Origin of the sequence: Caballeronia sp. LZ065 (assembly GCF_031450975.1) — a bacterium.
GTDB lineage: Bacteria > Pseudomonadota > Gammaproteobacteria > Burkholderiales > Burkholderiaceae > Caballeronia.
The window spans coordinates 497,902-515,951 of the sequence record NZ_JARUXV010000002.1 but is presented as its reverse complement, the minus strand read 5'-3'; the positions used below and the strand labels follow the sequence as shown (position 1 = coordinate 515,951).

15 protein-coding genes are annotated in these 18,050 nt (G+C 62.3%); 9 read left to right on the top strand and 6 right to left on the bottom strand.

The genetic code is table 11. From position 1 onward, the window contains the following. The first annotated feature begins 68 nt into the window (after positions 1 to 68). Genes QCE63_RS16510 through QCE63_RS16495 form a run of 4 tightly spaced genes read left to right on the top strand, consistent with a single transcriptional unit; the run spans position 69 to position 3,396 of the window. Complete coding sequence (locus QCE63_RS16510) at positions 69 to 827, top strand: hypothetical protein (RefSeq protein ID WP_309834461.1); 759 nt, start codon at positions 69 to 71, stop codon at positions 825 to 827. Beyond that, positions 824 to 2,080, top strand: a complete 1,257-nt coding sequence (locus tag QCE63_RS16505; RefSeq protein ID WP_309834460.1) for an MFS transporter — start codon at positions 824 to 826, stop codon at positions 2,078 to 2,080. The genes QCE63_RS16510 and QCE63_RS16505 overlap by 4 nt, the downstream gene beginning before the upstream one ends. A gap of 15 nt (positions 2,081 to 2,095) precedes the next feature. Beyond that, the gene (locus QCE63_RS16500) at positions 2,096 to 2,665 is read left to right on the top strand and encodes a hypothetical protein (protein ID WP_309834459.1); all 570 of its coding nucleotides are present in this window, start codon (positions 2,096 to 2,098) and stop codon (positions 2,663 to 2,665) included. After that, positions 2,662 to 3,396, top strand: a complete 735-nt coding sequence (locus tag QCE63_RS16495) for a DUF4105 domain-containing protein (protein WP_309834457.1) — start codon at positions 2,662 to 2,664, stop codon at positions 3,394 to 3,396. Before QCE63_RS16500 ends, QCE63_RS16495 begins: the two co-directional genes overlap by 4 nt. A 75-nt stretch (positions 3,397 to 3,471) precedes the next feature. Here the strand turns inward: QCE63_RS16495 and QCE63_RS16490 are convergent, their stop codons facing one another. The 3 genes from QCE63_RS16490 to QCE63_RS16480 all read right to left on the bottom strand — a co-directional run bounded on the left by QCE63_RS16490 (position 3,472) and on the right by QCE63_RS16480 (position 8,307). Continuing rightward, on the bottom strand, positions 3,472 to 5,307 hold the full coding sequence (locus QCE63_RS16490; RefSeq protein ID WP_309834455.1) for a clostripain-related cysteine peptidase: 1,836 nt from the start codon (positions 5,305 to 5,307) through the stop codon (positions 3,472 to 3,474). Between the two features lie 34 nt (positions 5,308 to 5,341). Continuing rightward, entirely contained in the window at positions 5,342 to 7,132 is a 1,791-nt protein-coding gene (locus QCE63_RS16485; RefSeq protein ID WP_309834454.1) for an alpha/beta hydrolase, read from the bottom strand. Between the two features lie 728 nt (positions 7,133 to 7,860). Continuing rightward, positions 7,861 to 8,307 carry an SgcJ/EcaC family oxidoreductase gene (locus QCE63_RS16480; RefSeq protein ID WP_309834453.1) on the bottom strand — a complete coding sequence of 149 codons (447 nt, stop codon included), beginning with the start codon at positions 8,305 to 8,307 and terminating at the stop codon, positions 7,861 to 7,863. 380 nt (positions 8,308 to 8,687) lie between these two features. On the opposite strand from QCE63_RS16480, the gene QCE63_RS16475 reads away from it, so the two are divergent. After that, positions 8,688 to 9,539 (top strand): hypothetical protein, encoded by an 852-nt coding sequence (locus tag QCE63_RS16475; protein WP_309834452.1) that lies wholly within the window; start codon positions 8,688 to 8,690, stop codon positions 9,537 to 9,539. A gap of 29 nt (positions 9,540 to 9,568) precedes the next feature. Further along, positions 9,569 to 9,865 carry a hypothetical protein gene (locus QCE63_RS16470; RefSeq protein WP_309834451.1) on the top strand — a complete coding sequence of 99 codons (297 nt, stop codon included), beginning with the start codon at positions 9,569 to 9,571 and terminating at the stop codon, positions 9,863 to 9,865. Positions 9,866 to 9,916: 51 nt separating this feature from the next. Here QCE63_RS16470 and QCE63_RS16465 read toward each other — a convergent pair whose 3' ends face one another. Beyond that, positions 9,917 to 10,291 carry a LysR family transcriptional regulator gene (locus QCE63_RS16465; protein ID WP_309834449.1) on the bottom strand — a complete coding sequence of 125 codons (375 nt, stop codon included), beginning with the start codon at positions 10,289 to 10,291 and terminating at the stop codon, positions 9,917 to 9,919. 493 nt (positions 10,292 to 10,784) lie between these two features. Between QCE63_RS16465 and QCE63_RS16460 the strand changes: the two genes are divergently transcribed. The 3 genes from QCE63_RS16460 to QCE63_RS16450 all read left to right on the top strand — a co-directional run bounded on the left by QCE63_RS16460 (position 10,785) and on the right by QCE63_RS16450 (position 13,488). After that, positions 10,785 to 11,639, top strand: coding sequence for an ABC transporter permease (locus QCE63_RS16460; protein ID WP_309834448.1), 855 nt, complete (start codon positions 10,785 to 10,787; stop codon positions 11,637 to 11,639). Positions 11,640 to 11,667: 28 nt separating this feature from the next. Beyond that, the gene (locus QCE63_RS16455) at positions 11,668 to 12,687 is read left to right on the top strand and encodes an ABC transporter substrate-binding protein (protein ID WP_309834446.1); all 1,020 of its coding nucleotides are present in this window, start codon (positions 11,668 to 11,670) and stop codon (positions 12,685 to 12,687) included. Positions 12,688 to 12,750: 63 nt separating this feature from the next. Then, on the top strand, positions 12,751 to 13,488 hold the full coding sequence (locus QCE63_RS16450) for an ABC transporter ATP-binding protein (RefSeq protein ID WP_309834445.1): 738 nt from the start codon (positions 12,751 to 12,753) through the stop codon (positions 13,486 to 13,488). A 411-nt stretch (positions 13,489 to 13,899) separates the two neighbouring features. Here the strand turns inward: QCE63_RS16450 and QCE63_RS16445 are convergent, their stop codons facing one another. Then, positions 13,900 to 15,144: an EAL domain-containing protein gene (locus tag QCE63_RS16445; protein ID WP_309834444.1), complete on the bottom strand. Its 1,245-nt coding sequence runs from the start codon at positions 15,142 to 15,144 to the stop codon at positions 13,900 to 13,902. Beyond that, complete coding sequence (locus QCE63_RS16440) at positions 15,141 to 17,867, bottom strand: ATP-binding protein (RefSeq protein WP_309834443.1); 2,727 nt, start codon at positions 17,865 to 17,867, stop codon at positions 15,141 to 15,143. Before QCE63_RS16440 ends, QCE63_RS16445 begins: the two co-directional genes overlap by 4 nt. Positions 17,868 to 18,050 lie beyond the last annotated feature (183 nt).

Below are 18,050 nucleotides of genomic sequence, written 5' to 3'. Positions count from 1 at the left end.
CGTAACGGCCGCAACGTTCGACACGACGACGCCGGCCTCATCGCTCAAACCCGGAAGCTCTACACATCATGAAAAAGGCCGTGTTGGCCGATGCCATTGGCGGCGTCGTGCTTACTGTATTCGTCACCGCCGTGCTGACCATGCTGCATGCGCAGGTGGGCGGCAATCACGGCATCGTGAACTTTCTCGGCAGCGCGGAGTTGCCCATCGTCGCATCCGTTCTGATGCTCGATTCATTGCGCGAGGCGATTGGCTCGATCTACGAAGGCGAGCATCGGCAGAACATCTTCGTGGCCGGCATCATCCTGTTCGTCGTGGCTTTGCTGCTCGCATCGAAAGGCGTCGATATCGAAGTGGCCCGGCATCATGCGCTGGAAAGCGCGGTGTCGTCCGCGAACGGCGCACCCGGCACGGCCGGCGCGCCGAACTGGCTACACGGTGCGGAACAGGCGCTGCCGCTGCCGGCGTGGATCGTGCCCGCCAATGTGCTCGTCTGGGTCGCGGCCATCGTCGTGTCCATCTGGAACCGCGCGCTCGCCATCGGCGAGAAGGCGCGTTCGATCTCGATCGAAAACGTTCATGCCTTCGTGCGGCTGCTCGATGAAAGCCGCCGTGGCGATGCGGTCGTCGCCTCGCTGCTCGAAGACGAGCGCCGCGCCCGCGTGGAACAGCAGAGCGAAGCGGCGGAACGTGATCCGAAACGCCAGCGCGCCGCCCGGTTGCGCCATGCCCGCGCCGTCGAAGCGCTGCAACTCTGTCTGCGTCGCGACATGGCCGACGCGCACGAAGCCGAATCCTCCATGATCACGGAAGGCGCTGCAAAATGATCCAACTCCTGCTCCATCTGCTCGGCGCGCGCTATATCAGCCGGCATCTGCCCAAGCTGCTCGTACTGGGAGCGATCTGGCTCGGTATCGGCGCGTTCGTCACCGCCGATGCGCTCGACGGCGCTTTGTGGTTTCCGCTGCAAGGCTTCGGTGTGCTGCTGGCCGCCGAAGGTCTCGCTGCCATCGTGCTGGCGAAGAGCGGCTTGTCGCTTCAGACGCGCTTTCGCTATATCAAAGGTCTGATTGGCGTGCTCATCGGCGTACTGGTGATCGTGCGCCACAGCTACTCCGACTTCTTGCTCGCAATGATCTTCGGTGCGGGCTTCGCGCTCGAAGGCGCCTTGCTGATCGCGGCGGCATGGGTCGTGCGGTATCGCCACTGGCGCTCCACGATGGCGCTCGGCGTCGCGAGCATCGCGCTGGCGATCATTTTCTTCCAACCGTATCCGACGCATTATCGCGGCACGGTGCCCTATTGCATCGGCATGTGGTTGGCCGTGAGCGGCTGCCGGATGATCTGGTTGTATCTGCGTCTGCGCAAGGCCGCGAAGGCCGAGGCAGCGCTGGCATCCGTTCCCGAAGCCGCCCACGACGCACCGATGATCGTGCACGTCTGGACGCCCGTTGGATCCGCGAAGAACAAGGCGCTGAGCCGTCCGGTGGTTGATCGCTATATCGCGGCGGTCGATGTGCATGGCGTGATCTCGACGGGCCACGCCGCCCTCGAAGCGGGAGCGCTGTATCTGAGTCTCTATCCCGCAGCGGAAATCGACCGTTCGCCCGAAGAGTTTGCCCGCCTGCTGCGTGCGGATGCATCGAACAACGTGGCCGGACGTTTTCTGCCGAACTATCCCGAAGAAGCCGCAAGCTGGTGTGAATCGACGGCGCGTATTACCTTCCGCCGCTTCGACGCCGCGCGCCTCGATGCCTTCGCCCGGACCTACAAGGCGACCGAGATCTACAACCACACGAACCGCAACTGTTCGAGCACGGTGGCCGAAGCCATCGAGGCGGCGCTCGAAGGCACGGCGTATCGCGAAGGCGGATGGATGGACGCGATGCGCCTCGTGGCGACGCCCGAATTATGGATCGCCGCGCAGCTCCGGCACCGCGCGCATACGATGGCATGGACGCCGGGCCTCGTGCTCGACTACGCACGCGCCTTGCGCGTTGTTACCCATCCGCCGGCGCTCGGCTGGTTTGCACTCGCGGCCCTGAGCCTGAGGCAGGCGCGCCGCGCGCGCCGCAGCTAGCCTCCGGCACGCGTCATGGAAAAGTTCACCCATGTGCGGATCGTGATGGGCATGATCGTCAGTCTCGGCCTGACGCACATGCTCAAGGGTCTCAGTTCCTCCATTCAGCATCCTTCGCAGAAGAACATCTATCCGATCCACATGGCATGGGTCGCCTCGCTGATTCTCAACATCCTGCAGTTCTGGTGGTGGGAATTCAACCTGCGCGAAATTCCCGTGTGGACCTTCGGCATTTATATCTACCTGATCTTCTACGCGTTCATCATTTATCTGATGTGCGCCATGCTGTTCCCCGACAGCCTGCGCGACTACGCCGATTACCGCGACTATTTCATGTCGAGGCGCGCCTGGTTCTTCGGCCTCGCCTTCGCTGAAAGCGTGATCGACATCGGCGATTCGTTCATCAAGGGCGAATTGCATGTCGCCAGTCTCGGCGACATGTACTGGGTCAAGACGGCCGCGTTCGCGGTGGGCTGCCTGTTTGCGATACGCACGCGCAATCAGATCTATCATGCGAGTTTCGTCGCGCTGAATCTGCTGGCGCAACTGCTGTTCGTGGCGAACCTGTCGTGGAGCCATGCGTGAAACACGAAGCGGCCTGGGTGGAAGAATACGCGCGTACCGCCTCCGCCATCTGGCGTGACGATATCGTGCGCATCCGCAATGTCCGCCATTTCACGTATCGCGCGCGAGACGACTACACGCCCTCCTACTTCGATGCCGACTACGACCTCGCCCGCCTGCATAGCGTGGACCTGGTCGTTTCGCGCTGGGCGCACGATTCGATCGCTCATGTGTTCGTGAGCTTCGGCTTCGACGATGGACGCTATCTGTCCATCTCGATCGAGACCCGGCGGCGGATCGGCCAGCACTACTCGACCTGGAAAGGTTTCTTCCGCAACTACGATCTGATCTACGTGGTGGCGGACGAGCGCGATCTGATCGGCGTCCGTACCGACGTGCGGCGCGAGCGCGTCAACCTTTATCGCGCCGACGTGTCGCCGGACACCGCGCGCGCCTTGTTCAGGGACTATCTGTTGCGCGTGAATCAGCTCAACGAGCGCCCCGAGCATTACCACACCCTCTTCAACAACTGCACCACCAACATCCTTCGTCACGCGCGCACCATCGCGCCGCACATGCGCTACAGCTGGAAGGTATTGCTGAGCGGACACGCGGACGACTACAGCTATCGCCTCGGACTGCTGGGCCATGCCTGCTCCTTCGAAGAACTCAAGCGCCGCAGCCTCATCACGCGCCCGGACGATGCCTCGATAGGCGACGACTTCTCGCACGTCATACGGCAGATCGCTTAAACCCGCCACGTTGCAAAACGAATCGCCCGCTGCACACACGTGCAGCGGGCGATTCGTCGTCAGGTCAGCGTTGTATCAGGAACGCGGAAACAGCGCGGAGAGCGTGTAGTCGCCGCGAATGCTCGTGATGAACACGCCTTCGTTATACGTTCCGGCCACGGTGGTCGTCGAAAACACGAAGTTACCGCCCTGGAACACCGGCGAACTCGGCGTCAGGCCGCCCAGCTTGCCATGCACCGTGTCGTACTCGATGCCGAGCGTGCGGATCTCGCTGCCCGCATCGGGGAGCGGCTGCAGGCGGCTCGTGTCCACATTGCCGTCGGTGATGCCGAGCGGGACGATATTGCCGTCGTCGTCGAAGGTCACGCGCAGCGCGACCGCCACGCCATCCACCTCGATGGGCACGTTGTAGAAGCGACGGTGATCGGTCTTGTCGTCGTCACCGTTGCCGAGCTTGTCGATGAACACCACGGGATAGCCGTTCAAGGTCATCCACGTGCCGGTGCGCGTGACCGCCATGACGCTGGACGCTCTACCCGTCGGCACCATGCCGATGGGTACCGTGCCCGCCATCATGGCCATGCCGTCTGCCTGTGGCACCGTGAGGAGCGCGCGGTCCAGCGAACGGAGGCCGAACGGGCTCGTGACCTTCAGCATGAATTGCGCGTTCGTGGTGCCCGTCGTGTCGATGCTGACCGAACCCGGAAATCCGAGACCGTTCTTCGAGAACGACGCGACCATGGTTTGATAGCCTGCGTCGAACGAAATTGCGGCATAGCTCGCCGGGGTCCGGGTGTCCAGCGCGCTGGCCGGGAAGTACACGCTCAGCCCGCCTGCGTCCTTGAAGTTGCGGCCGTTGTTCTTGTAGACGACCGCGGCGGCCGTCGCCTCCGAGAGCGCGTTCGCAGCCTGCGCGGCTACTCCGCCTGCGCTCAGATGGGCAGCGAGATTGACGATGTCCGTTTCGTCCGCGCCTCCGAACGACGTGGAGGCCAGACGCGACTGCGCCACCACGAGCCAGCTCTGCGCATCCGTGACCGCGGAAGACAACTGCTGTGCGAGGGTGTCCAGCGCGGAGCGCACCGCGCCGGTCTTCGAGAGGTCAACAAGCGAAAGCGTCGCGGATGCGTCCGCCGGCTCTTGTGCCTGCGCCTGCTTGAGGATGAACGCATCGGCGACGACTTGCCCGAAAGTCTTCGCATCCGCCGTCGCGTTCTGCACCAGTGCCTGCCAGTTCCAGCCGGGGCCCGGCTCGTTTTCTTCCGAGGCCAGCAGATAGTCCGCATAAGGCGCCAGCGCGCTCGCCACTTCGACGGTCGCCATCAGACACGCATCGAAACCGATCACGTCGAAGTGAATGTTGGTCGCCGCGACCGCTGCCTGGATCGACTGCGTGAGCTGCGCCAGCGTGAACCCGTGGTCGCTGTTCTCGTCGTCGCCATAACCGGTCCAGCCGCCGCCGTGATCCCACAGCACCAGACGATACTTCTTCGCCGGGTATTTCTGTTTCGCCCAGGTGATGAAGTCGGTGAGCGTTTCGGGCTGACCCATGTCGACGGGACCGAGATTGGCGAGTTCGGTCAGCTTCTGGTTTGCCACGCTATAGCGACGTACGTTACGCCAGTCGGGCACCGGGCCCACGCGATAGCTCTGCGCGGCGCCGCCCGTCTCGATGACGATATTCGCGTTGGCGGGCGCCTGCGCGAGCAGCATCTCGCTCACATTGAGCGAGCCCGCGCCGCCTTCGTTCGGGGTATCGGCGCCCGACTCCAGATTGGAGCCGATCATATAGACGAGCACGGTGGTGTCTTGCGCCACGGGCGTATCGTCGTGGCCGCCGCAAGCGGACAGCAGCACCATGGCAACCGCCATCAGGCCCGCCACGGCGCGTTGAGTACGAGTTCGGATCATGTTGTCGTGAATGAAAAGGATTGCAGCAGAAGGCTCAACCGTGCGCCCGCATGATCGCGCGGGTACGCTCGAGAATGTCCTGGGCCTGCTCGGGATCGGTGAACGAATTGCCCAATGCGCGCCTGGCCGAGGCACCCCCGGTATCGGAAGCGCCCGATGCGTCCGCCACCACGCCCGGCAGCAGGTAGCCTGCACAAGCGGTGTTGCGTGGCGGCATCGCGCCGGTCAGGAAGTAATTGGCAACGTTCGTATCGACGCAGGCCGTTCCGTACGGAAACAAGCCATGCGTGTACTCGCCGTTCACGAGGATCATGCTCGCGGAAGGCAAGGCGGAAAGAGTGGCCTGCGCGCCGGCCAGCGGCGTCAGCATGTCGTTCTCGGCCTGCAACATCAGGATCGGTGGCGCCGACTTCGCTGCGCTCGACAGCGCCGGCTTGGCGACCGTGACCGGCCCCCAGAAGATGCACGGATTTTCCAGATCGGAACTGCGGGCGATCGGCGCTTCACGCGTGATGACCTGCGCGCGGCTGACCCAGTACGCCGGGTTCGTCGAGACCGGCGCATCCGAACAGCGCACCGTCGCATTGACCCAGTCCGTCGGCGCCGAGGTGTGCGAGTAATCGCCCGTCACGGACTCGTAGTACTCGGAAGTCGAATCGGTTGCGATCTTTCTCGCGGCATCGTCGAAGTGCTTGTCGTAGGGGAAGTAGACGCGCTGGGACAACGCCTCGAAGTAGTCATCGGGCGTCAGGTGCAGTGCACTCGTCTGTGTGATCGCGTGGGCCGCAGCCATGACGACGATCACCCCGTCGACGGCGCTGTGGTACGGCATCACCTGATACAGGTGGTACGCGAGGAAGTAACGCGACCAGTCGGGCGCGTCCGTGAAAATCGAGCGGATGCCTGACAGCGTATTGGGCAGCGCGACCTGATCGACTTTGGTGAAGGCGTAGAGCGAAATGGTGTCGTCGTAGAGCTTCTGCTGCGCGACGGCCTGCGACTGCAGCGGCAACGGCATGTCGTAGTCCACGGAACTGTCGAGCACCATGTGTCCCGTCTGCTGCGGAAACAACGCTGCATACCACGCGCCGAGCAGCGTGCCGTAGGAATAGCCGATGTAGTTGAGCTTGGCGTCGCCGAGCGCCGCCCGCAGGACGTCCATGTCGCGCGCGGTGGCGTCGGTGTTGATGAACGGCGCGAGCGGCACTGAACTGCACGCTTCGGCATAGAGCCGGTCGTTGTAGAGCACGCGGTCGATGTTCTCCTGCGTCAGATGATTCGGGAGCCACTCAAGGTGCTGGAAAGAGGCGGACATCGAGCACTCGAGCCGGGTGCTCCGGCCAACCCCTCGCGGCGAAAACCCGACAAAATCGAATTTGCGCGACATGTCGTAAAGACCGCGGTACCCGCCGTTCGCCGGATTGACGAGACGCGCCAGACTCGCCTTGAGCGCGCCGAACTGATAGCCGTCGCCGCCCGGTCCGCCGGGGTTGAAGAGGATGGCGCCGACGCGCTCCTTCGGTGCGGCCGCGGCCACGCGCATGACGCCGATGGTGAGTTCGCCCGCAGTGGGATGCGCGTAGTCCATCGGCACCTTGAGTTCCCCGCAACTCAGGTCCGAACCCAGCGCGCTCACCGTGAGCGCGGGTATTCCACTGGTCTGTTCCGCGTTGCACGGGGCCCAGGCAATGTGTTGGCTCTTGTAGGTCGCGAGGGGATCCGGCTGTCCGTCGCTACCGCCGCATCCGGATAGCAGCGAGGTTGCGACCAGCGTGACGGTGATGATCGGCGCAATCGCCCGGGAAGCCATGGTCTGGGCGGACATGCAGGTGCTCATCTGTGCTCATTCTTTTAATTTGACTGACAGACTGCTATTAACGGCGGGTAAAGCGAAAACTTTTGTAAGCACCTCGTACGGGCGATGTTTCGTTGAAATTCACGAGACTTCCGCGAGAGCGTCAAGCGCTGCCTTGAGGTGGCTCTGTATCGGCGCTGATACCCGCTGACGCCCATGCGGCCTGTCTCGCCGGCCCCCGACTGCGCCAGCGTCCACCCTCTCAAGATCAGGCCGCTTAGCGACAGTAGCGCAGGTTATGTTGGTCGGCGCGTTCGACTATCGCTTCGGCGCGCGCACGGCGTTTGAGTCGAGGAGGAACTCGTCGAGTCCTGCTCCGCCGTAGATCTTCACATGAGCCGTAAGGGTCGCCTGATTCAATTCGGTCACGTCTTCAAAGCTTTCGCGTGCTCCGGATATCTCAATCCCCAAAGAATGACCGGCAGGTACGCAAGCGTGCAGAACTTCGGATCGTGAATGTCATGCACCGGCTGAGGACGATGCCGGCTCGCGTCACAGTTGCAAGATCGTCTCCAGCGTCTTGCAGGATGGACATTCCAGAGGTTATCTGAGCGCCGGTCTTTCCCTGATAGCCAAGGAAAACGCTGACTCAACAGATGCCCGTGGTGAATGTTGATCACACGGGCATCCGGTTCAGTCACACGCGTTTCAGTCACACGCGTTTCAGTCAGCGCACTCTGTCGCGGCTCGCCCTTCACTCACGGCGCCGCGTTCCACGTATGCGCGGTCGTGCTCCATTTTCCATCGGCGCTCTTGGTCATGACTTTCACCAGAACGCCTTTGTATGGGGTCTTCTTGCCATCCTTTTCCGCGATAGCCGTCCAGTTCGCGGTCTCGTACATGACATTGCCGACGCGCTTTGCCTGTACGACATCAATCGTATGGTCGTGGACGCCGGCGTCGAAATAGCTTTTGAAAAGCTTTTCAATATCGGCGCGTCCCTGAACGGTCGTTCCGTTGCCAGGCGAGACCACTGCCTTCTCGTGGTACATCGCGGCGAGCGCTTGAGCATCGCCTTTGTTGAACGCCGCGTTCCAGGCCGTGTTCGCCTGATCGACCGCCTTGTCATGCTGCGCCAGCGCCGTTTGCGAAGCTGCCATCGCCAGTACTGCGCAGGCGGCACATCGTCTTGAGAATTTGTTCATTACATAGCTCCAGGTGGCGAAGTCGCAGAACCGGACGACGCGCCAGGGCGAGTGTTCGAAGCCAATCCCCATGCTTGCATTCGGCCCGCGCCAGTCAGTCTTTCAATGCCAGTCGCCTGTCTGCGCGTGCAGTATAGAAACCGGGCGATCCCGTAATCAATTAACTCGGAGAGCCGTGAATCAAAGTAGCGCCCGTCAGCGGCTTCACAGGCTGCGGATAAACAGCCGGATATGACCGACGATTCGATCGGACACGGCATGGGACGTGACGGGCCATGAATGGTTTTGGGTCGGACAACAGTTCACTCGAGGAGTGCGTCGCGGCAAGCTAAAATTCAAGAGCCAAACCCAAGGCCGAAAGCGAAAGCCAAACCTCAAGCATGCAATCCATCCAGTTCATTCATGGCACAATCGGCATCCAACTGATAACTCGCGGACGGTCGGCCTCCTTCTCCGCATGGAATTGCGCTGAAATCATGATCAAGCACAGTGTTCAAGCAGTCTTGGATTCTTACTATGCCGAGGTGCTCGCCGTAGCTGAGACCGGCTTCGTTCCATATCTTCACGAATTGTCGGCGCCATTTCTCCTTAACGTTTCTCAGGCTTACCTCGACGCCCCCGTGCGCGTGATGTTCATCGGAAAGGAAACCAACGGTTGGCTCGACAAGCTGGGAGCATTTTACGAGCGCCCGGACGGCATTGATGTCGCGAAGGCTCGTTATGAGGATCAGCACCTCAGTGGCACGGGCAATAGCGAGTTTCTAAGGCAGTGGAAGCGGTTTGCCGATGCGTTCACCGGCGGCAATCGAGCCGCTGTTTGCTGGAACAATCTGATGAAGATGGACTGGCATCGCCCGAAACGCGGCTACTCACGGACATCGATCGCGCATTCCGCGCACCTGTTCAATTTTTCAGTTGCCGCCGTCAGATTTGAAATCGAGCTACTGAAGCCAGACCTGATTATCTTCGGTTGCGGCCACGGTTACGATCGCGCGTTGAAAGCTGTGCTTCCAGATCGTCAGCGTATCAAGGTCGAACCAAAAGCGTTTTGGCACTTCCGGTCGAATGGCATCGAGTGTTTTCGGACATTCCATCCGGATGCGTGGGACCACCACGCTCCACGGCGAATCAAACATTACTATCAGGAAATTATCGACACCGCTTCGGAGTTGTTTGCTGAGCGCCTGCTTATGCAGGGAGCGCCGGCACAAGTTGCCATGATTTCAGCCTGACCCGTTACTTTGGCGCCGCCAGCAATGCGTTGGCGCGTCGCAAGACAGAAGCCAGCGTATGCGAGGCGTTTATCTGGTCAGGCGTACGCGAGTCGATCGAACAACTTCTTGTGCTGACGATAGATTGCCGCGAGCCGTGGCCGCGCGCCATGATCATGTCCGGCATATTCCTTCGTTGCGGCTGCGAGTTTGCAGACCGCGTGCCATTGCGCTATTCGCCTTTGAACGAGTTTCGTCCGTACACGCTGTTTCATGATTCATGCCACGTGGTGAAGATTGGTTTCGACGTTGCGCTCGCATCCGATCTGTTCATCCGATTCGGCTGACCAAGGCCTGCTCAGAGGTTGGTCATTTGCGGCGTATTCATAGCGCGTCTATCAAAAAACCGCCAGCCGCCGGCCAAGGTCCTGACTCAGCCGCTCCACCGAACCCAGCCGTTCGAAGATGGCGGCGACGTCCGGCAGGAGCATCCTTGCCTCCGGCGTCGGGCTCAGCCGTCCATGCGCGCGCACGAACAAAGGCATGCTCAGGCGGCTCTCGAGATGCTTGAGCACCGCGCTGACCGCCGGTTGGGTGACGTTGAGCAAGCGCGCGGCACCCGTGACGGAGCCGGTTTGCATGATCGCGTAGAAGACTTCGATGTGGCGCAGATTGATCATCGGGCGATCGTTTTCATCCCGCAGGCGCGTGGAGGCCAGTTCGCGGACAGGGGGCGCCGCGCGCGGCCATTCTAACGGAACGCTGTGCAGCACGAGCTCGCCGGGACTGCAGGGAAGGGCAAGCGGGACGGCGGGCCTCGAACGCGCTGGCTCGATCGGGCTGTAAGGCCGCCAATCGGACGGATCCGCCCGTACAGGCCGGCGCTCCAGGCGACCAACGTTTGCGCACCCCGCTTCCAGATCCCACCCCGGCTGGACCTATCAGATCCTTCAGCCTGGCACTACCGGCTCGATTATTGTTTGAAGATGCTTGATCAAACCAGCGAGTTTGCAATCGAATGCCCCGGGAAAGCCTCAAAAAGGTGCAAGCCGCCGCCGAGTCTTTTTTGGCCAACCGCGCTTTGGCATACCGTTCCGGGAATCAAACCCGCTCTCTGCTTATGTGTTCTTGAATAGCTTTCCTTTTGCGGGATGGTTGAGCCCCTGCCAGCCCGCGTGATTCACCGGTGTGCGCCTCCGACGGCATGTCGAGGCGCACGCTGCGTCCCGGACATTCGATTCTGAAACTGAGGAGACGGCAGTGAGAGTGAGAGCCCTACCCGACCATGGCAAGACGATCGAGCCCGCCCCGGCGCCGCGCACGCCAGAGGCCAAACGGCGTCGTCGCCTGCGCCCGCGCCTGAATTCCTATTGGTTGACCAGCGCCGTGCTGATCATTGCGGTCCTGCTGTGGCAGGCCATATCGATGGCCGGCGTCTTTCCCGCGTTCGCGCTCCCTTCGCCGGTGGCGGTCTGGCTGGCGTTCGTCGACATCGTGCGCAACGGCTATGGCGGCCAGTCGCTGATCGGCGACATCCTGATCAGCTGCTTTCGCATCATCGTCGGCTTCGTCGGCGCCGTCGCGATCGGCGTGCCCATCGGGCTTTTGATGTCCCGCAGCAAAATCGTTTTCGACATCATCGACCCGCTGCTGCAGTTCATCCGTCCCGTGCCGCCGCTTGCCTATATCCCGCTTCTGGTCGTGTGGTTCGGCATCGGCGAATTGCCGAAGGCCATTCTGATCCTCGTCGGCACCATCCCGGTCATCATCATCGGGACCATGTCGGGCGTCAAAAGCACGCCGCCGCTGCGTATTTCCGTGGCTCGCACTCTGGGCGCCACCAACGCGCAAATCTTCCGCAGGATCGTACTGCCTTCAGCGATGCCCGAGATCTTCACCTCGATGCGCGTGGGGATCGGCGTGGCCTGGACCTGCCTCGTCGCCGCCGAACTGATCGCCGCCAGCAGCGGCCTCGGCTGGCTCGTGCAGTTCGCCGGGCAGGCGCTGCAGGTGGCCGTCGTGATCGTGGGCATCATCGTGATCGGGGTCATCGGCTACGCCATGGAACTCGTGATTCGGCAGCTCGAAAACTGGATCGTGCCCTGGCGCGGGCACGACTGAAAACCCACACCCTCAACGGAGACCAGACATGAAAACGAAACGCCCGAATCAAGCCGTGACCGCCGCCCTGCTGATCGGCAGCGTGCTCTACGCCGGCGCCGCCGGTGCCCAGGGCAAACCGCAGGTCATCATCGGCTACGAGGACAACGGCGCCGACCCCTACATGGTGTCGATGGCGGAGCACCTCTTCGAACATCACATGAATGCCGATGTCGATTACAAGCTCTTCAGCTCCGGTCCGGCGGCCATGAGCGCGCTGGCGTCGAACAGTCTGTCGTTCATGTGCGGCCTGGGCGTTCCGCCGCTCGTCACGGCGATCGCGCAGGGCTTGCCGATGACGATCGTGTACAACCAGGAGCGGTACACGAACGCGGCCGGCATCGTGGTCAAGTCCGACAGCGGCATCCGCGACGTGGCGGGTTTGCAGGGCAAGAAGATCGCGATCGTCGCGGGCTCGCAGGCCTCCTTCGAACTGGCGACGTTCCTCGCCGAGGCACACGTTCCCTACACGTCGGTGACCCAGATCAACATGGCGCCGCCGCAGATGCGCACCTCGTGGGTGACGGGCTCGATCGACGCCGCCATCGTCTGGGATCCCGTGTTCAGCGCGTTGCGGGCGGCCGGCGGCAAGGCGATCAAGACCGACGGCGATCTGCCGCGCAGCGCGTCCAGCTACAACGTCTGCATTGCCAACGCGGACTGGGCGAAGGCTCACCCGGATCTCGTGCGCGGCTTCGTCGCCGCGCTCGACGAGGGCTATCAGATCACGAAGAAGGACCCGGACAAGGCCATCGCCGAGATGGCCCGCCAGACCGGCGTCAGCGTGGATGTCGCGAAGAGCGAGCTGGCGGGCTACGAGCTTTTTTCCGGCGCTGATCAGACCACGCCGAACGTCATGGGCTCGGGGGCCGGCGTGAAAACCTCGGCGACGTATGAGACGCTCGTGAATACCGCCAAGGTGCTGAATTCGATCGGTCGCATCCAGACGGTGCCGTCGAGCTTCGAGATCAATGTCGCGCCGCAGTATTCGCAATCGCTGGCTCATTGAGGGGGCTGGATTGGAACGCTTTAGCGTGCTGCTGACCATTTATTCGCCAGGCAGGAGACGGACTTGACTATCCTCATCGATTCGCTCTACAAGACCTTCGGCGGAACCTCCGCCCTCGAGAACATCAATCTGCAGTTTCAAGGCGGCGAGTTCGTCACCGTGCTCGGAGCCTCCGGCTGCGGCAAGACGACTTTGCTGCATCTTCTCGCAGGTCTGACTTCGCCCTCGCGCGGCAGCATTCATATCGACGGCGAAATCAAGGATCAGCCCGGCGAAGACCGTGTTGTCGTGTTTCAGCAGGCTGGATTGTTCCCGTGGCTCAACGTCGAGGAAAATATCGAGTTCGGTCTCTCGCTTCACTCGGTTTCCAAGGCCGAGCGGCGGAGGGCCTCCGCTGACATCCTCCGGACCATCGGGCTCGAGAACTTCGCGCGGCATAAGCCCTATGAACTTTCCGGCGGGATGCAGCAACGGGTGGCCATCGCCCGCGCGCTCGTCATGAAGCCCAAGGTCCTGCTGATGGACGAGCCCTTCGGCGCCCTCGATGCGCAAACGCGCAGCGCCATGCAGACGTTTCTGACCTCGCTATGGGATCAGCTGCATTGCACGATCGTGTTCATCACGCATGATATCGATGAGGCGATTCTGCTCGGGACGCGGCTTGTTGTGTTGTCATCACGGCCCGGGCGGGTCGCGTTGGATGTGCCGATCGAATTGGAGCGGCCTCGGACGCCGCAGGTCGCGTTTGATCCGCATTTTCTTGAGCTCAAGAAGCAGGCTATGGGGATTCTTGCGCATTGAAATTTGCGCAGCTCGTGGATTTGCTGCGGCTAGCTTTGCACACGAACATGCTCTTTCATGGATTGCCCGTGTTCGCGTCGGTATATTGGCACTGCCCCTCCCCGGGGCGGGGGTAACTTTCTTTGCGGCTGCAAAGAAAGTCACCAAAGAAAGCAGCTTTTCTTCCCGCCCAAAGTCATCACACGGGCGCAGCACAGAACCCCGTCTCTGGCCCTGCAGTAGCAAGTGCCCTCATAGGCCACACCGGGCTTGGATCGCGGACCCACCGTGACATCGCACCGCTCAACAATCTGGTGCAGCCATTGAAAGCGCCGGCCCAGCGCTACGCGCTGCCGCACGGTCTGCATAGGACAACCTCGGTTGGCACGGCGCGAATTGCTCCGTGAATTCGCTGTTTCGTCGTTATCGCTTTCAACTATCGCCAAACGCGTCACCCTGCCCGAGATCGCATCCTTCCCAGCGGAAAAACTGCAGATCCTCGCTGCTCGACACACCCTCCGCAATCGCGACGACACCCAGCGTATGCGCCAGCGCAACGATGGCCCGCGCCACCACCGCACGCTCGCCGTCACGCGTCACGTCCCTGACAAAGCTCTCGTGAATCTTGATACGGTCCGGTTGCAGCGCCCGCAAGTCAGCAAGCGCAATGCGATCAAGGCCAAGATCCGTCAACGTAATCGACACGCCCATCCCCTGCAACCCGCGTGCAGCAAGCCGGCGCGCAGCAAGCGTCTCACTGCTGACCTGCAGATCGAGCGCACGGCCGTCAATGCCCGCCGCCCTCATGTTGATAACGAAGGCTTGCGTGAGACTGTCATCGCGCCGCATCGAGAGCAGCGGCAGCGATACACGCGGCGCGCCCGCCTTGTTTGCATCGCGATAGGAACGCGCCAACGCACACGCGCGCTCGAGCATCCATGCATCGAGCGATCCAAGAAGCGCATCATCGTCGATCATCGCCGCAATGCCCGTGGTGTCGAGCAGCCCCTCGCTCGTCATCCATTCGAACTTCAACTCGACGGCGCGCACCACGCCCGAGTTCAGTTCGACCTGCGGCAACGCCCGCACCGTAACCGCGCCCTGGCGCAGCGCCTCCCCGAGTTCAGCGCCAATACGCTCGCGGCGCGCGCCGTCCACCGCATGCGGCGCTTCGCGATGTGCATTGGCCTCGCGCAAGGTACGGATCGTTTCGTAAGCGCGCAGGCCAGTCACGACGATCGACGTCAGCTTCTGCGCAGTCAATTCGGTCTTCAGGTAGTAACCGTTGATGTCGTAGCGCGCGATCACATCGCGTTCGGGCGCCATGCCGGGTTGACCAGTGCGCAGGACAATCTGCACGTCACGGTCGCGCAGCACCTCGCGGATGTGACGCACGAGTTGCAAACCGGCGTCGTCGGCTTCCATCACGACATCGAGCAGGATCAGCGCCGTACCCGGATGCGCAGCCAGCCACGCACGCGCTTCGGCAGCCGAATGCACGCTCGACAACTCAATACTCCTGCCCGAGAACGCCGTTTCCGCGAGCACCAGACGCGTGACTTCATGCACTTCGGGCGCATCGTCCACCAGCAGCACGCGCCACGGTGGCGCAAGCGGTCCGTCATTCAACGCGTGGACCGGAGGCGGCGCGCTGCGCAACCAGGTCGACGCGCTCATGACGCGCCTCCGCTCAAGCCCGGCGCCGCGGTGTCCGGCACGCGCACCACGCGCGGCAAGGTCAGCACGAACACCGCGCCGCGTGGCGTCGCGTTGCGCACTTCAAGCGTGCCGCCGAGCGCGCGCGCCACCAGCGCATAGGCCAGATGCAAGCCGAGGCCGCTGCCGCCCGCGCCACGACGCGTCGTAAAGAACGGTTCGAAAATGCGCTCGTGCAGCGCATCAGGAATGCCGCAGCCATCGTCCTCATGTTCGATGACAATCTCGTCGCCCCTGCGCTGCGCCGAAATGACGATATGTCCCGTCTCGCCCGGCGCGAAGGCATGCGTGAGTGAATTGACGATCAGATTGGTCAGCACTTGCGCAAGCGGTCCGGGAAAAGAATCCATCACGATCCCCGCGGGACATTCAACGCGCAGCGACACCCGCGTGCCACGCATTTTCGGCTCCACGCTCACCACGGTCTCGCGGATATAGTCGCCGAGATCGAAGTGACGCCGCGCCTCGCTCACCTGATCGACCGCAATCTGCTTGAAGCTCTGCACGAGGCGCGCCGCACGATCCGCGTTCGACAGCATGAGGCGCGTGGATTGACCCGCGTCGCGCAGAAAAGCATCGAGCGCGTCGGCGGTCAGTTCCTGGCGCGCCAGACTCCCGCCGACACTCTCCGTCCGGTCACGCAGATACGACGCCGCGCTCACCACGATGCCGACCGGCGTATTGATCTCATGCGCGACGCCCGCCACCAGACCGCCAAGCGACGCCATCTTCTCCGATTCGACGAGATGCTTGCGCGTGGCTTCGAGGTTGTGCAACGACTGCAGCAGATCGGCCTGCGCAAGCTCGCGGCTTTCCTGCGACAGCACGATCCACCACGCGCCGAAAGCAAGCAAGGGCAGCGTGGCCGCATACGTGTGCAGCAGCACGCCTTCAATCTGCGCGCGGGCGAATTCGCCCGCGATATCGATCAGGCGGAACGAAAGCAGGAAGACCGCGCCGGTCGCCGTCGCCGCGATCACGAACAGTCCGAAGAAGCGGCCGATGCGCCGCCCGAAATGCGGCGCGAGGGTGCCGGGTCCCGGCGTGTCGACTGTTATCGTGGGCGCGACGCCCGCATCCGGATGCTTGCAGCGGTCCCGGCAATGCGTGTCGAGCCCGCAGCACAGCGAGCAGATCGAGCCTTGATTGAACGGACACCACGCCATGTCGGCGGCTTCGTAGTCTCGCTCGCAAATACAGCAGCGCACGAGTTCGTTGCGCGGCACGTCGGCATAGCGAACATCGGCGCGTGCGATGTAGTAGCGTCCGCCCGTGACATACGCAATGACAATGGCGCTTGCGAATGCAAGCAGCAGCGCGAGGAACGCGGAATACGCGCGCGCGACATCGCCGAACAGGCCGGCGAACGCGCAGGTCGACACCACCGAGGCAATCAGCATCGCGCCGCAGCCCACCGGGTTCACCTGATACAGGTGCGCGCGCTTGAACTCGATGCGCCGCGGACTGACGCCAAGCGGCTTAAGTACGACGAGGTCGGCGACCAGCGCGCCGAGCCACGCGATCACGAGATTCGAATACACGCTCAGAACGGTTTCGAGCGTCTTGAAGATGCCGAGCAACGTGAGCAGCAACGCGATCATCACGTTGAAGACCAGCCACACCACGCGTCCCGGATGATAGTGCGTGAGCCGCGCGAACACGTTCGACCATGCCAGCGACCCGGCATAGGCATTCGTCACGTTGATCTTCACCTGCGAGATCACGACGAACACCACGGCAACCGTCAGCGCGAGCGCGGGACTATCGAACACATGCCGGTACGCGGTCACGTACAGATGCACGGGCACGACGGCATCGACGGGCGAGACACCGTCCTGCAACGCGAGCACGGCGAGCAGACTGCCCGCCAACAGCTTGAGTCCGCCGACCACGATCCATCCGGGGCCCGCCGCCAGCATCGCGGACCACCACGACAGACGGTTCTTCGCCGTGCGATCGGGCAGGAAGCGCAGATAATCGACCTGCTCGCCAATCTGCCCCATCAGCGAAAACAGCACGCCCGCCGCCGAGCCGAACAGCAGCAAGTCGATGCCCGCACCCTGCGACGCCGCATTCACGCCCCGAAACGCAGCCCATCGATGCAGCACGCCGGGGTCCTGAACCAGCACGAAGACAAACGGCGCGACGAGCAAAACGGCCCACAGTGGCTGCGTCCAGCGTTGCAGCTGATTGATGAGCGTGACGCCGAAGAACACCAGCGGAATGATCAGCAAGGATGACAGCAGATAGCCGATCACGATGTTCATGCCCACGGCCAGTTCGAGCGCCTGCGCCAGGATCGCGGCCTCGAGCGCGAAGAAGATGAAGGTGAAGGAAGCGTAGATCAGCGACGTGATGGTCGAGCCGACATAGCCGAAGCCCGCGCCGCGCGTGAGCAGGTCGATATCGACATTGGCTTCGCTCGAATAGAAGGCAATGGGTACGCTCACCAGAAAGATCAGCGCACAGACCACGAGAATGGCGGGGAACGCGTTGTGAAAGCCGAAGCTGAGCGTGATGCTCGCGCCGATGGCTTCGAGCGCGAGAAACGAAATGCCGCCGAGCGCGGTGTTGGCGAGCAGCGCGGGCGACCACTTTCGATACGAACTTGCGGCATAGCGCAACGCGTAATCTTCCAGTGTTTCGTTCGCCACCCAGGATTGATAGTCGCGTTTGATTCGCATGACGGTTCGCCGGCCGATCAGGCCCGCGCCTGACGCGCTCGATTATTCGCTTAAAGAAGCCTTGCCGCAAGCCAGCCGCAATGCGCCTGCCGGGTTTGTTCCGATTGACCTTGCAGGCCAGACTGCCAAGACTGACGAAGCTCGAACCGAGCCGTACTCCGAGGCTCCCGCAACCTTCACTCT

Coding starts and splice junctions, on each gene's coding strand:
- QCE63_RS16485 (WP_309834454.1), bottom strand. CDS start 7,132: ATGTCCGCCCAGACCATGGCTTCCCGGGCGATTGCGCCGATCATCACC.
- QCE63_RS16510 (WP_309834461.1), top strand. CDS start 69: ATGAAAAAGGCCGTGTTGGCCGATGCCATTGGCGGCGTCGTGCTTACT.
- QCE63_RS16500 (WP_309834459.1), top strand. CDS start 2,096: ATGGAAAAGTTCACCCATGTGCGGATCGTGATGGGCATGATCGTCAGT.
- QCE63_RS16505 (WP_309834460.1), top strand. CDS start 824: ATGATCCAACTCCTGCTCCATCTGCTCGGCGCGCGCTATATCAGCCGG.
- QCE63_RS16455 (WP_309834446.1), top strand. CDS start 11,668: ATGAAAACGAAACGCCCGAATCAAGCCGTGACCGCCGCCCTGCTGATC.
- QCE63_RS16475 (WP_309834452.1), top strand. CDS start 8,688: ATGCAATCCATCCAGTTCATTCATGGCACAATCGGCATCCAACTGATA.
- QCE63_RS16440 (WP_309834443.1), bottom strand. CDS start 17,867: ATGCGAATCAAACGCGACTATCAATCCTGGGTGGCGAACGAAACACTG.
- QCE63_RS16480 (WP_309834453.1), bottom strand. CDS start 8,307: ATGAACAAATTCTCAAGACGATGTGCCGCCTGCGCAGTACTGGCGATG.
- QCE63_RS16445 (WP_309834444.1), bottom strand. CDS start 15,144: ATGAGCGCGTCGACCTGGTTGCGCAGCGCGCCGCCTCCGGTCCACGCG.
- QCE63_RS16490 (WP_309834455.1), bottom strand. CDS start 5,307: ATGATCCGAACTCGTACTCAACGCGCCGTGGCGGGCCTGATGGCGGTT.